The sequence below is a fragment of the Cupriavidus sp. HMR-1 genome (assembly GCF_000319775.1).
Taxonomy (GTDB): Bacteria; Pseudomonadota; Gammaproteobacteria; order Burkholderiales; family Burkholderiaceae; genus Cupriavidus; species Cupriavidus metallidurans.
The window spans coordinates 1-13,079 of the sequence record NZ_ANKP01000031.1 but is presented as its reverse complement, the minus strand read 5'-3'; the positions used below and the strand labels follow the sequence as shown (position 1 = coordinate 13,079).

General features: G+C 62.9%; 12 protein-coding genes and 3 tRNA genes. 3 read left to right on the top strand and 12 right to left on the bottom strand.

Features of this window, described 5'->3' with window-relative positions; all coding sequences use genetic code 11:
- A complete protein-coding gene (locus tag D769_RS04185; RefSeq protein WP_040010878.1) occupies positions 1 to 1,089 on the bottom strand; it encodes a YeiH family protein in 1,089 nt (362 codons plus the stop codon).
- A gap of 102 nt (positions 1,090 to 1,191) precedes the next feature.
- On the opposite strand from D769_RS04185, the gene D769_RS04180 reads away from it, so the two are divergent.
- Positions 1,192 to 2,109, top strand: a complete 918-nt coding sequence (locus D769_RS04180; protein WP_008642384.1) for a LysR family transcriptional regulator — start codon at positions 1,192 to 1,194, stop codon at positions 2,107 to 2,109.
- A gap of 20 nt (positions 2,110 to 2,129) precedes the next feature.
- On the opposite strand, the gene ybaL is transcribed toward D769_RS04180, so the two are convergent.
- The 6 genes from ybaL to uvrC all read right to left on the bottom strand — a co-directional run bounded on the left by ybaL (position 2,130) and on the right by uvrC (position 7,069).
- Entirely contained in the window at positions 2,130 to 3,356 is a 1,227-nt protein-coding gene (ybaL, locus tag D769_RS04175) for a YbaL family putative K(+) efflux transporter (RefSeq protein WP_008642382.1), read from the bottom strand.
- A 392-nt stretch (positions 3,357 to 3,748) separates the two neighbouring features.
- A tRNA-Cys gene (locus tag D769_RS04170) sits at positions 3,749 to 3,822 on the bottom strand.
- A 113-nt stretch (positions 3,823 to 3,935) separates the two neighbouring features.
- Positions 3,936 to 4,011 (bottom strand) — tRNA-Gly (locus D769_RS04165).
- Between the two features lie 83 nt (positions 4,012 to 4,094).
- Positions 4,095 to 4,170, bottom strand: a tRNA-Gly gene (locus D769_RS04160).
- Between the two features lie 180 nt (positions 4,171 to 4,350).
- On the bottom strand, positions 4,351 to 4,950 hold the full coding sequence (pgsA, locus tag D769_RS04155) for a CDP-diacylglycerol--glycerol-3-phosphate 3-phosphatidyltransferase (RefSeq protein WP_008642380.1): 600 nt from the start codon (positions 4,948 to 4,950) through the stop codon (positions 4,351 to 4,353).
- Positions 4,951 to 5,083: 133 nt separating this feature from the next.
- Positions 5,084 to 7,069, bottom strand: coding sequence for an excinuclease ABC subunit UvrC (uvrC, locus tag D769_RS04150; protein WP_008642379.1), 1,986 nt, complete (start codon positions 7,067 to 7,069; stop codon positions 5,084 to 5,086).
- 148 nt (positions 7,070 to 7,217) lie between these two features.
- Between uvrC and earP the strand changes: the two genes are divergently transcribed.
- Positions 7,218 to 8,369 carry an elongation factor P maturation arginine rhamnosyltransferase EarP gene (earP, locus tag D769_RS04145; RefSeq protein WP_008642377.1) on the top strand — a complete coding sequence of 384 codons (1,152 nt, stop codon included), beginning with the start codon at positions 7,218 to 7,220 and terminating at the stop codon, positions 8,367 to 8,369.
- A 129-nt stretch (positions 8,370 to 8,498) separates the two neighbouring features.
- Positions 8,499 to 9,059, top strand: coding sequence for an elongation factor P (gene efp / locus D769_RS04140; protein ID WP_008642375.1), 561 nt, complete (start codon positions 8,499 to 8,501; stop codon positions 9,057 to 9,059).
- 120 nt (positions 9,060 to 9,179) lie between these two features.
- Here the strand turns inward: efp and nagZ are convergent, their stop codons facing one another.
- The 5 genes from nagZ to era form a co-directional block, all read right to left on the bottom strand.
- Complete coding sequence (gene nagZ / locus D769_RS04135; RefSeq protein WP_008642372.1) at positions 9,180 to 10,229, bottom strand: beta-N-acetylhexosaminidase; 1,050 nt, start codon at positions 10,227 to 10,229, stop codon at positions 9,180 to 9,182.
- Between the two features lie 14 nt (positions 10,230 to 10,243).
- Positions 10,244 to 10,675, bottom strand: a complete 432-nt coding sequence (gene acpS / locus D769_RS04130; protein WP_008642370.1) for a holo-ACP synthase — start codon at positions 10,673 to 10,675, stop codon at positions 10,244 to 10,246.
- A complete protein-coding gene (gene pdxJ, locus D769_RS04125) occupies positions 10,672 to 11,454 on the bottom strand; it encodes a pyridoxine 5'-phosphate synthase (RefSeq protein WP_008642368.1) in 783 nt (260 codons plus the stop codon). The genes acpS and pdxJ overlap by 4 nt, the downstream gene beginning before the upstream one ends.
- A gap of 28 nt (positions 11,455 to 11,482) precedes the next feature.
- Positions 11,483 to 12,379, bottom strand: a complete 897-nt coding sequence (recO, locus tag D769_RS04120) for a DNA repair protein RecO (RefSeq protein ID WP_008642366.1) — start codon at positions 12,377 to 12,379, stop codon at positions 11,483 to 11,485.
- 5 nt (positions 12,380 to 12,384) lie between these two features.
- On the bottom strand, positions 12,385 to 13,079 hold a 695-nt coding region (gene era / locus D769_RS04115), incomplete at its 5' end, for a GTPase Era (RefSeq protein ID WP_008642365.1).

Genomic DNA, 13,079 nt, shown 5'->3' with positions numbered 1-13,079 from the left:
TCAGACCAGCAGCGCGCAAAGCGCAGCACCAACGACCATCAGGAAGAGGAAGAGGACGCCCGCCAAGGCCAGTGGCTTGCGGCCGGCGCGAAGCAGATCGCCGATGCGGGTGTGCAGGCCGATGGCAAGCATGGCGCAAGCCAGCATCCAGTTATCGAAGCCAATCAGGACAGGCTTCCAGTCCGCCGGCACCATCTGGGCTGAATTCAGCGCCATTACAGCGACGAAACCCAACGCGAACCAAGGTACCGACCGGAGCAGCCCACGCAGGTTGCGCGAGCCACCGGACTCCTGCGACCAGCTCGTGCGGGGCCACAGCGCCATGACCAGCAGCAGCGGGCCCAGTGCGAGCACGCGTACCATTTTCGCGACCACCGCCGCATCGGCCGCACCATCGCTGACCATCTTTCCCGAGGCAATCACCTGGGCCACTTCATGCAGCGTGGCGCCGGTAAAGATGCCAAAGCTCCGTTCGCTGATGGCAAGGTGCCAGTGTAGCGTGGCGAGTTCGTAGAGCCAGGGGTAAAGCAACATCCCCACCGTTCCGAAAAGCACCACCGTGGCGACCGCCACAGCCGTTTGCCGGTCATCGGTACGCACGACCGACGACACCGCAATCGCCGCCGCCGCTCCGCAAACTGCACTACCGGCGCTGACCAGGATGGCTTCGCGACGGCTCAACCCGAAGATCGACGATCCGACCCACGTGCCGAAGAGCAGCGTGGCGACGAGCATCGTCAGCGGCACCACCACCCCACCGACGCCAAGCGCCGCAATTGCGCCAAATGTCAGGCGAAGGCCGTACAGGGCGACACCGAGACGCAACAGATGATGGCGCGCGAACTGCATCCCGGGGGCAAGCGGCGCAAGCCAGTGTTTCGGCATCGTATTGGCAGCCACCATGCCTGCGCCCATCGACAGGGTCAGGGCAGAAAGGCCGTAATGGGCAATCGCGGGGTGATCGGCGAGGACCATGGAGATCCACGCGATGGCGCCAAGCGGAAAGAGCGTAATTAGCCTCATGCGCCAGAGCGCCAGCGCCGACTGCGGAGTCGAGGAAATCGCGGGTGTAGCAGGCGTGGAAGACATGGCGGCAACTGGTTCTCGTCGGATGCCATGCAGGGTATCGACGTACATCTAACCCGTAAAACGGGTAATATCGGTAGTCGTAACCCTAAATATCGATAAATCATGGATCAGCGCCCGCTACGCCTTACCTTGCGCCAGCTGCAGGTGTTCGTGGCAGTGGCCCAGCACGGCAGCACGATCGCGGCGGCCGACGCCCTTGCGATGTCGCAATCGGCCGTCAGCGCATCGCTGGCCGAGCTCGAGCGAGCACTGAACGGGGCGCTATTCGACCGGGTGGCCAGACGCCTTGCGATCAATGAGGCGGGACGGCAGTTCTTTCCCCGCGCACTATCGCTACTCGATCAGGCGCAGGAACTGGAGCGCTTCGCCTCGGAAGGCGGCGTCCAACTGCGCATCGCCGCCAGCAACACCATCGGCAGCTATCTCCTTCCTGCCTTGCTGGCGGGCTTCCGCAATGCCCAGACTGGCCCATGCGCACTCGACCTCCGCATCGGCAACACCCAGGATGTGTTGCAGTCACTGATGAAGTTCGAGGCCGACATCGGCCTGATAGAGGGTACGAGCCATGAGCGCGATCTGCGCAGCGTGCATTGGTGCGATGACGAGATGGTGGTGGTCGTTGGGCCTACGCATCCGTTGGCCCTCGCGGGCGAGCAATCGCCGCAGTTTCACGACATGCTGCGCGACGCAGACTGGATCGTGCGAGAACCAGGCTCCGGCACGCGTGAAATTATCGAAGCCCGCCTGGTACCCGAACTGGGCGCGCTGCGATTTGCACTGGAACTCGGCAATGCGGAAGCCATCAAGCGCGCCGTCATGAGCGGATTCGGCGTCAGCTGCCTGTCGTTGCACGTCGTACGCGACGAAATCGAGCGTGGGCTACTCGTCGCGCTACGAAGCGACCTGCCCCGCGTGATCCGCCCGCTCCAGTTGGTCGTCCACCAGGACAAGTTTCCCACCCAGGGGCTGCTTGCGTTTACCGAGTACCTGCGAGGCGTGGCGCCGAGTCTCGGCGCCTGACAGCGCTATACGGCAACCGGTCAGGCAGGTTGCGGATCGCCCTGTCCGTCTTCGCGCGCGGTGTAGCGGTCGAGCAGGTGAAACAGCACGGGATTGAGCACAATCGACAGCAATGCACCCGCAAGGATCAGCGCCTGCCCCCGCTCTGGCAGGATGTCCAGATAGACACCGAGGCTGGCCAGAATGAAGGAGAACTCGCCGATCTGTGCGAGGCTCACGGCAATCGTCAGACCGGTCCGGTTATTCAGGCCAAAGGCCCTCACGATGCCGAGCGCGGCGAGCGACTTCCCAACGACGATAATCAGGAGCGTCGCCAGCACACCCCAAGGGTCGTTGACTAGCACCATGGGGTCGAACAGCATGCCCACCGAGACAAAGAACAGCACCGAGAAGGCATCGCGCAGCGGCAGTGATTCCTCTGCCGCGCGATGGCTGAACTCCGATTCGGCCAGCACCATGCCCGCGAAGAAGGCGCCGAGGGCAAACGACACGCCGAACAACGCATAGGCGCCGAAGGCCACACCCAGCGCAGTGGCCAGCACCCCAAGGCGGAACAACTCGCGACTACCGGTCCAGACAATGCGCTCAAGCATCCACGGGATGAAGCGCCGGCCAATCACCAGCATCACCGCGACGAACGCGGCCACCTTGCCAAGCGTGGAGAGGACCTCGATCAGTACCTCCATCGTGGTCGGCGCTGTCGCATTGGCATCACCGCCGCCAAGCAAGCGCGCCATGGCCGGCAGCAACACCAGCGTCAACACCATCGCCAGATCTTCGACGATCAGCCAGCCCACAGCAATGCGGCCTTGTGGCGACTCGATCAGATCGCGCTCTTGCAGCGCGCGCAGCAGCACCACGGTACTGGCCACCGAGAGTGCCAGTCCGTACACGAGCCCTTGCCCCCAGGACCAGTCGAACCCCCAGGCCACCAACATGCTGAGGGCCGTGGCAATGCTGATCTGGACGATCGCCCCCGGGATGGCGATTCGCTTCACGGCCATCAGATCCTTGACCGAGAAATGCAGCCCGACGCCGAACATCAGCAAGATCACGCCTAGCTCCGCGAGTTCCGGCGCCAGCGTCTGATCCGCCGTGTAGCCAGGCGTGTGCGGCCCCACGACGATGCCCGCGCAAAGATAGCCGATCAGCGGTGGTAGCCTGAACTTGTTGGCAATCGCACCCAGAATGAACGCCAGCACGATACCGCCGACGATTGTGCTGATGAGCGGGGTGGCGTGATGCATGCGTCTGGGGTTCCTTTATGGTTGTCTCGATGTTCTGGGGACCACCCGCCCCTCGTGGCCGCCCCTACGGGCATCGCACGACGAGATCATGCCCCCGCGAAGGGCACAAGGAAGAGACGGATAGTACGGGAAGAGCAGACCGCGACGCGCGGGCGCCAATTGCGGCGCAACGCTCCACGGCAAGGAGAGTGCATCGGAATACAACTACGCGAGGTGGATTGCCACGCCAAGCGTCGTCCCGAATGCGGTACGGCATGACGTAATGTAACACGCGCACCACGCAGGCAAATGTGAGAGCAGTCGCAAAAAATCCGCGATGTCCCAAAGAAGCTGAAGTAGGTAAAGCTCGAAAAGCAAAACGGCGCCACATCGGGCGCCGTTTTGCTTGAGACTGGAGGCGGAGGTCGGAATCGAACCGGCGTACACGGCTTTGCAGGCCGCTGCATAACCACTCTGCCACCCCGCCAGGTGACGATGCTGGATTGTATCCGCATTCGTTGCGACCGTCGTCACCGACATAGCCACAACCCGGAGGCAATCCCGAGAAAGAAAAAGGGAAGCGCTGCTTCCCTTTGGGATTGGAGCGGGAGACGAGTCTCGAACTCGCGACCTCAACCTTGGCAAGGTTGCGCTCTACCAACTGAGCTACTCCCGCGTACAACTTTTACTGCTGTGGCAGCTTTGCTGCCGTTCCGATGACTTGCACATGCTTCATCATGCCACCGGATGCCATTAACCTGGAGCGGGAGACGAGTCTCGAACTCGCGACCTCAACCTTGGCAAGGTTGCGCTCTACCAACTGAGCTACTCCCGCAGGGCCCTGCATCTTACCGAAAAGCAGACTATCGCGCAACTTCTTTTAAACGCGCAGCTTTATGCTGCCATTTCGCGCTATGTACCGCTTATCTTGCTGCTTTCGTTTGCGTCGTCAGCAGCGAGAACGAGATTATTGCAAAGGACGATCCGGCTCGTCAACAACTTTTTGCAGCAAATCTCACTTTTGTGTCCGAGCCCCGCTGATGACCTCGCTGCGCTCGCGAATCTGCGGCCAGGCGAGCTTCATGTAATAGAACATCGACCACAACGTGAGCACGGCTGCCAGGTAGATCATCCAGCCGCCAAGCAGCGATGCGTCCACACCGAACAGAGCGTCGTTGAATAACAGCAACGGGATCGCGATCATCTGCACCGTGGTCTTGAGCTTGCCAAGGAAATTCACCGCCACGCTCTTCGAAGCCCCGATCTGGGCCATCCATTCGCGCAGTGCCGAAATCGTGATCTCACGCCCGATGATGACCAGCGCGATCAGGTCGGCCACCCGCCCCAGCGCGAGCAACGACAGCAATGCGGCTGTCACCATGAGCTTGTCGGCCACCGGATCGAGGAACGCGCCGAAGGCCGAGGTCTGATTCCAGCGCCGCGCCAGAAAACCATCGAGCCAGTCCGTCACTGCCGCGATGACGAAGAACGATGCCGCGGTGACGTTCTTGGTGTGCATCGGCAACCAGGCCTCGGGCAGGTAATAAACCCCGACGACCAGCGGGATCATGGCCACGCGAAGCCAGGTCAGCAGAATGGGAATGTTAAGTGGCATGGGCGGTGCTAGGGCAGTGTGTTCCCGGGCAGACAAGGCTGGATTGCGATGTCGATTGCCGCGATTGTCGCCGATTTCGGACCCGACACGTAGTTTCGGGCCGAAAACCGCCCAATTCATGGGCGCGCGAGGCTCAGTGCAACTGTCGGTAGATCTCCTCGGCCAGGGTGCGCGAAATGCCTTCAACGCTGGCCAGTTCGTCGATGCTGGCCGCCATCACGCCCCGCAAACCTCCGAAGCGTGTCAACAGCTTCTGCCGGCGGCGCGCCCCCACACCTTCGATTTCCTCGAGCCGCGAAGTGGTACGCGCCTTGGCCCGGCGCGCGCGCATACCCGTAATCGCGAACCGGTGCGCCTCGTCCCGGATCTGCGCGACCAGCATCAGCGCCGCGCTGCCTTGCCCCAGTTCCAGCGACGGCCGGCCGTCGGCAAACACCAGCGTCTCGAGACCTACCTTGCGTCCTTCGCCCTTGGCCACGCCAACCAGCAGGCCAATATCGAGACCGAGTTCCTCGAACACCTGCCGCGCGACCTCGACCTGCCCTTTGCCACCGTCGATCAGCACCACGCGGGGCATACGGGGCACGCCGTCGCCGCCATCGCCAGCCGGATCGCCACCCGCCTCCTGCAACTGCTCGACGAGCTTCTGGTACCGGCGCGTCAACACCTGGCGCATCGCAGCGTAATCATCGCCCGGCGTGATATCGGCGATGTTGTAGCGTCGGTACTCGCTGTTCTGCATCTCGTGATGATGGAACACTACGCACGATGCCTGCGTGGCCTCGCCAGCGGTGTGACTGATATCGAAACACTCGATGCGCAATGTCGCCAGATCCTCCAGGTCGAGGCCAATGGTTTCGGCCAGCGCGCGCGTGCGCGCCTCCTGGCTGCCCTGCTCTGCCAGCCGACGAGCCAGCGCCAAGCCCGCACCCTGCGCGGCCATCTCCAGCCATGTCTTGCGCTGGCCCTGAGGCTGGCGCACCAGCGTGATCTTCCGGCCCGCCTGCATCGACAGCGCCTCGACCAAGGCGGAATCGGCCGGTCGATGACTCACCACCACGATGGGCGGCGGTGCCTGATCCAGATAGTGCTGCACCATGAAAGCGGACAGCACGCGAGCGGCGATGCGGTCGATGGGCAACTGATCCGTATCGGCAGCCGCTCCTTCATGCGCGCTACCGTCTGCCTCGTCTCCCTCCTCCACGATCATCGCCGCCTCGTCGACGTGGGCCGGGAAGTACGCCTTGTCGCCGAGATGACGACCACCGCGCACCATTGCCAGGTTCACGCAGGCACGCCCACCCTGCACCGCCACGGCCAGGATGTCGATGTCGCGCGCCTGGCCGACTTCCTCCACGGCCTGCCGCTTGAGCACGGTCGACAGCGCGGCGATCTGGTCCCGAACCGCCGCAGCCTGCTCGAACTCCAGTTGCACCGCATGGGCTTCCATCTTGGATTGCAGACCCTCAAGCACCTCGGTCTCTCGCCCCTGCAGGAAGCGCGCCGCGTTCGACACGTCCCGCGCGTAGTCATCCTCGCTGATCGCGCCGACGCACGGCCCGGTGCAGCGGTGGATCTGATGCAGCAGGCACGGCCGCGTGCGATTGTTGAAAACCGTGTCCTCGCAGGTTCGCAACTGAAAGACCTTCTGCAGGATCTGCATGCTCTCGCGCACGGCGTGCGCGCTCGGGAACGGCCCGAAATACTGGTGCTTGCGATCGGTGGCGCCACGGTAGTACGCCATGCGCGGGAACTTGTGCCCGGTCAGTTTGAGGAATGGATAGGACTTGTCGTCGCGAAACAGAATGTTGTAACGCGGCGCCAGGGCCTTGATGAGGTTGTTCTCAAGCAGCAGCGCCTCCGCCTCCGTCCGCACCACCGTGGTGTCGATGCGGGCGATCTTGGCGACCATCATCGCAATGCGCGGCGACAACTGCGTCTTGTTGAAATAGCTCGAGACCCGCTTCTTCAGGTCGCGCGCCTTGCCGACATAGAGGATGTTGCCGTCGGCATCGAAGTAGCGATAGACACCAGGCAACCCCGGCATACGCGCCAGGATCGGGCGCGGGTCGAACGCCGGCGCGCCGGACGATTCCGGGGCATCGGATTCCGGGGGCATTGTCTCGGTGGGAAGGACGGGTTCCTGCTCGGGCATCGGGGACGGAAAGTGTGTGACGTAACGCGCCAACGTGGGGCGCTCGCTCTAGAATCGCAAGTTTAGAGCAATTCTCCCGCCGGACTTTCCGCAGGCGGGCACCGTCATCGTCATGCCAATCCGTTCCTGGGACATCTTTTGCACCGTCATCGACAACTTCGGCGACATCGGCGTCTGCTGGCGACTGGCGCGCCAACTGGCGCAGGAGCACGGTCATGCGGTGCGACTGTGGGTCGATGACCTGACCAGCTTTTCCCGACTGGCACCCGAGATTGATGTGACGGCCACCCGCCAGCGGCTGGCCGGCGTGGACGTGCACACCTGGGATCCAAAGCCGGAGGCACCGTTCGAGCCCGTCACGCCACACGACGTGGTGATCGAGGCCTTTGCCTGCCATCTGCCCGAGCCGTTGCAGGCCGCCATGGCCGCGGTCGATCGCAAACCCGTCTGGATCAATCTTGAATACCTGAGCGCCGAGGCCTGGGTGAGCGAACATCATGCGATGGCCTCGCCCCACTCCCGGCTGCCACTGACCAAGTACTTCTTCTTCCCGGGATTTGCACACGGCACCGGGGGCCTCTTGCGCGAATCCATGCTCGGCGCATCACGCGCGGCATTCCTGGACAGCCCGGCCGCGCAAGCCACGCTTTGGCACCGATTGGGCGTGCAGCCGATCGCAGGCGCCCTGCGGACGAGCCTGTTCGCTTATACGAACCCGGCCTTACCTGCGCTACTCGAACAATGGCGCGACGGCACGACGCCAGTCCAATGCCTTGTGCCACAAGGATTGGCCGCCACGCAGGCGAGCGGGTGGCTCGGCGCGCCGCTACAGCCGGGTGAATCGCACCAGCGCGGCAATCTGACCATGCAATGCATCCCGTTCGTGCGCCAGGAACACTACGATGAACTGCTGTGGGCCTGCGACATCAACTTCGTGCGTGGCGAGGATTCATGCGTGCGGGCGCACTGGGCCGCCAAGCCAATGATCTGGCACATCTACTCCCAGGATGACCACGCGCACCGCGAGAAGCTCGACGCCTGGCTCGGCCGGTTCTCACGCTCCGGCGTGGTGCCCGAGGCTTCCGCCGCGCTGGCGAATTTCACGCACGCGTGGAATGGCTACGGCCATGCACCGGATTGGGCGGCGTTACAGGCACAATTACCCGCCCTCACTTCCGGTATGGACCGCTGGCAGCGGCAGTTGCAGCACTTGGGAGATCTGGCGGCGAATCTCGTGGCCTTCTGCGAAAATCGGGTAAAATAGCCGGTTGATTTTTATGGCGAGCCAAGTTCAAAGGCCCAAGAACAGCAAACGCCGGCTGCGCCCTTCGCCATACCGATTTCCGGGCACCTACAACGATCCCGGACCATTTTTTTCAGGAAAACAGTTCAGATGAAAATCGCACAGGAACTCCGCGTCGGCAACGTGTTCATGATTGGTTCCGACCCGATGGTGGTTCAGAAGGCCGAGTACAACAAGTCAGGTCGTAACGCCGCTGTCGTCAAGATGAAGTACAAGAACCTGCTGACGGAAGCCCCGGGCGAATCCGTCTTCAAGGCCGACGACAAGTTCGAAGTCGTGGTGCTGGAGCGCCGCGAGTGCACGTACTCGTACTTCGCCGACCCGATGTACGTGTTCATGGACACCGAGTACAACCAGTACGAAGTCGAGAAGGACAGCATGGGCGACTCGCTGAACTACCTCGAAGACGGCATGGTGGTGGAAGTGGTGTTCTACAACGACAAGGCCATCTCGGTCGAAATGCCGACGACGCTGGTTCGCGAGATTATCTACACGGAACCGGCCGTCAAGGGCGACACCTCGTCGGGCAAGGTGCTCAAGGGCGCCAAGATCAACACCGGCTTCGAACTGCAAGTGCCGCTGTTCTGCAACATCGGTGACAAGATCGAAATCGACACGCGTACCGGCGAATACCGCAGCCGCGCCAACTAAGATCTCTTAGGGCATACGCAAAAAAGGGCAGCTTCGGCTGCCCTTTTTTCTTTCTACCGATCCATTCTTGCGGATTCATGTCTGGGTGGCGTAGATCCACCACCCGGCGGCCTGAGTCGCTCAAGCGATCAGATCGTGTTCCTTTAGCAGGCGCAGCGCGGCACGGTATTCGCCCTCTTGCTGCAACTTGTTCCAGTCCAGCGGCTTGCGGCGACCGAACAGCTTGCGGATGCGCCGCTGCGAGGCCTTGCCGATCGACACATCGAGTTCATTCAACAACTGGTCCGCGCGATCCGGGTGGTTGCAGATCAACACCATGTCGCAACCCGCCTCGAGCGCGGCGCGCGCGGCCTGGGTAACGGTACCGGCCACGCTCGCGCCCTCCATGCTGAGGTCGTCACTGAAAATCACGCCCTCAAAACCAAGCTGGGTGCGCAGGATGTCCTGCAGCCAGTAGCGCGAGAAGCCCGCCGGGTTCGGATCGACCTTCGGGTAGATCACGTGGGCAGGCATCACCGACGCCAGCGCCGGGCCCATCCAGTCATAAGGGCGGGCATCCTGGGACAGGATTTCATCAAGACCGCGCTCGTCCACCGGAATGGCCACATGCGAATCGGCTTCGACATAGCCATGCCCCGGGAAGTGCTTGCCGCAGTTCGCCATGCCGGCCAGCAGCAGTCCGTGCGTCAGATGGTTGGCCAGCATGGTCACCACACGAGGATCGGCATGGAACGCACGATCGCCAATGACACCACTGCGGCCATAGTCGAGGTCAAGCACCGGGGTGAAGCTCAGGTCGATGTCGCAGGCACGCAGTTCGGCCGCCAGCACGTAGCCGCAAGCCATCGCCACCTTGGTGGCAGTCAGCACGTCACGGTCCCACAGCGCCCCGAGCCGGGACATCGCCGGCAAGTGCGTGAAGCCATCGGTCTTGGCGCGCTGCACGCGGCCGCCTTCATGGTCGATGCAGATGAGCGCATCGTCACGAACTTCACGAATGGCCCGCGTCAGCGCCACGAGTTGCGCACGCGATTCGAAGTTGCGCGCAAACAGGATCACACCACCCGTCAGCGGGTGGGAAATGCGACGCGCATCCTCGGCGGTGAGTTCCTTGCCCACGACGTCGAGCACTACCGGGCCCGGCCGCTTGCCGGAGACTTTCTTGTTCATATCGAATATCGAATTCAGTTCGAAGCGGGTTCGGATTGCGGGGCCGCCAGTTGACCACCCCGCTCGGCGATCGCGAACGCGACCGCATATTCATGTTCGTCACTGACACTGACACGGACGACCAGGCCGCGTTCCCGCAACCATTCCGCCAGTTCACCAGTGCAATGCGGCGCGGGCTCGCCTGATGGCTGGTTCAGCAACTCCATCGCGCGCCACGTCATCGGCCAGCGCATCCCCAGGCCGATGGCCTTCGAGAATGCCTCCTTGGCCGCGAAACGCGTGCACAGGAATGCCAGGCCGCGTTTTTCCGAGCGTGCCTTGCGCGCAAGATAGATCTTCATCTCGCGCGGCCCGAGAATCTTCTCGACAAAGCGACCACGCGTGCGCTCCATCACGCCGCGTACGCGATCAATCTGGATGATGTCGGTGCCGACGCCGTAGATCACGCGGGCTGACCCGGAACCGGGTAACGGGTACCGAGGCGCGCCGCCACCATAATGGCCTTCATCTCGCGCACGGCGTTCTGCCACCCGGCAAACACCGCGTGAGCAACGATCGCGTGACCAATGTTGAGCTCCTTGATCCCCGGCAGCGCAGCAATCGGCTGGACGTTGGTGTAGTGCAGGCCGTGGCCGGCGTTGACGATCAGACCATGCTTCTGCCCCGCTTCCACGCCCGCCGCCACACGGCGGAACTCGACTGCCTGCTCGTCCGCGGTATGCGCATCGGCGTAGCGGCCAGTATGGATCTCGATCACCGGCGCCTTGCACGCGGCAGCGGCGGCAATCTGGTCAGGGTCAGCGTCAATGAACAGCGATACACGGATACCCGCGTCGGCCAGTTGCCGGCATGCGGCGCTGACCTGCTCGAAATGGCCCGCCACGTCGAGTCCACCTTCGGTAGTGACTTCCTCGCGCTTCTCAGGCACCAGGCAGACGTCCTGGGGCTTGATCTCGCACGCAATGTCGAGCATCTCGGAAGTGATCGCGCATTCCAGATTCATGCGCGTGGCCAGCTTCGGGCGCAGCGCGCGCACGTCGGCGTCGCGGATATGGCGACGGTCCTCGCGCAGATGCAGCGTGATCAGGTCGGCGCCGGCCTCCTCGGCCTGCAGCGCTGCCTGAATCGGATCGGGATACACCGTGCCGCGCGCGTTGCGCAGCGTGGCCACGTGGTCGATATTGACCCCGAGGTCGATGACACCGGGGTTCGCGTGGAAAATCATGCCGGCTTCTCTCAGGAGAATTGGGATATCAAAGGTACTGCAGATCGATCAGGATCTGGCGCGTCTTCAGCGGCGCACCCTGCAAATAATAATGCAGCAGGAACCGCATCAGTGCGCGGCTTTGCGAAACGGTCTGCGCGCGCGAGTAATCATCCTGCGCCATATCCAGCAGCGTCTGTCCCGACACCACGGGCCAGCTCGACGGATCTGACGCATGCGCGCGCCGCACCCCGCGCTCGGGCTGGTAGACGTAATCGAGCCCTGGCTGCACGCGTTCACCCGATCGGAGGCACTGATCAAACGCTACCGCAAACCCAGTCTCCTGCAGCAACACCCGCTCGAAGCTGCGCAATACGAAGCTGGCCGGCTCGCCATGCGACAGGCGCGTCAGCGTCGCCATGTAGTGTCGGAACAGGGCCGGATGCGCGTCCTCGCGCGGGCAGAAACGCAGCAGCAGTTCGTTCAGGTAGAAGCCGGAAAGCAGTGCGTCGCCGGCAAGCGGCAGCATGCCGCCCACGTACTCCGCCTTGGTCAGCGTCTTGACCTCGCCGCGGCCGGTCCAGGACAGGGCGATCGGATGAAAATGCTGCAGCACCGCGCGCAGTGCGGAATGCGGCCGCTTGGCCCCTTTCGCGACCATGGCCACGCGACCGTGATCGCGCGTAAAAACGTCGAGAACCAGACTGGTTTCGCGATAAGGATGCGCATGAAGCACGAAGCCCGCCTCATTGGTGACGCGCAGTTCCGAGCGAGCCGGAACGATACGCATCGCGCGATCCATCATTTCGCGCCCGGCTGCCACCGAGGGGCTAACCGCCGCGTTCATGGCAGGTACTGCGCCAGACCCCAGCAGTTCCGCGGCTTCCTCGGCAATCGGGTCAGCGCTGCGCGCACGCGGCGCAGCAGCGCGGCGCACGTCAGGCATCTTGCTCACTCGTAGCCGTAGGCGCGCAGTCTGGCTTCGTTATCGGCCCAGCCGCTCTTGACCTTGATCCACATCTCCAGGTAGACCTTGCCATCGAACAGCTTCTCCATATCCAGGCGTGCCTCGGTGGAGATCTGCTTGAGCTTGGCGCCCTTGTTGCCGATGATCATCGCCTTGTGCGCGTCGCGTTCGACCAGGATCGTCGCGAAAATCCTGCGCAGGCGCCCTTCGGTCTCGAATTTGTCGATCACGACGGTGCTGGTGTAAGGCAGTTCGTCGCCGGTCCAGCGGAACACCTTTTCGCGGATGATCTCGGACGCCAGGAAGCGCTCGCTGCGATCGGTCATTGCATCGACGTCGTACATCGGCTCGCCTTCCGGCAGATACGGCCGGATGATCACCAGCAGACGCTGGATATGATCGTGCGTCTTGGCCGACATCGGCACCACCTCCCGGAACGGGAAGCGCTGCCCCATCTGCTCGAGGAACGGCATCATGACTTCGCTGCGGCCTTCGCCGATTCGGTCAAGCTTGTTGCAGACCAGCAGCACCGGAACGTTCTTGGGGAGCAGCGACAGCACCTTCTCGTCATCGGGGCCGAAATAGCCGGCTTCGACAACAAACAGCACGATATCGACCGACGACAGCGTCGACGTCACGGCGCGGTTCAGGGAGCGGTTCAGCGCGCTGGCGTGGCGGG

Coding starts and splice junctions, on each gene's coding strand:
- D769_RS04185 (WP_040010878.1), bottom strand. CDS start 1,089: ATGTCTTCCACGCCTGCTACACCCGCGATTTCCTCGACTCCGCAGTCG.
- D769_RS04180 (WP_008642384.1), top strand. CDS start 1,192: ATGGATCAGCGCCCGCTACGCCTTACCTTGCGCCAGCTGCAGGTGTTC.
- ybaL (WP_008642382.1), bottom strand. CDS start 3,356: ATGCATCACGCCACCCCGCTCATCAGCACAATCGTCGGCGGTATCGTG.
- pgsA (WP_008642380.1), bottom strand. CDS start 4,950: ATGCCACTTAACATTCCCATTCTGCTGACCTGGCTTCGCGTGGCCATG.
- uvrC (WP_008642379.1), bottom strand. CDS start 7,069: ATGCCCCCGGAATCCGATGCCCCGGAATCGTCCGGCGCGCCGGCGTTC.
- earP (WP_008642377.1), top strand. CDS start 7,218: ATGCCAATCCGTTCCTGGGACATCTTTTGCACCGTCATCGACAACTTC.
- efp (WP_008642375.1), top strand. CDS start 8,499: ATGAAAATCGCACAGGAACTCCGCGTCGGCAACGTGTTCATGATTGGT.
- nagZ (WP_008642372.1), bottom strand. CDS start 10,229: ATGAACAAGAAAGTCTCCGGCAAGCGGCCGGGCCCGGTAGTGCTCGAC.
- pdxJ (WP_008642368.1), bottom strand. CDS start 11,454: ATGATTTTCCACGCGAACCCCGGTGTCATCGACCTCGGGGTCAATATC.
- recO (WP_008642366.1), bottom strand. CDS start 12,379: ATGCCTGACGTGCGCCGCGCTGCTGCGCCGCGTGCGCGCAGCGCTGAC.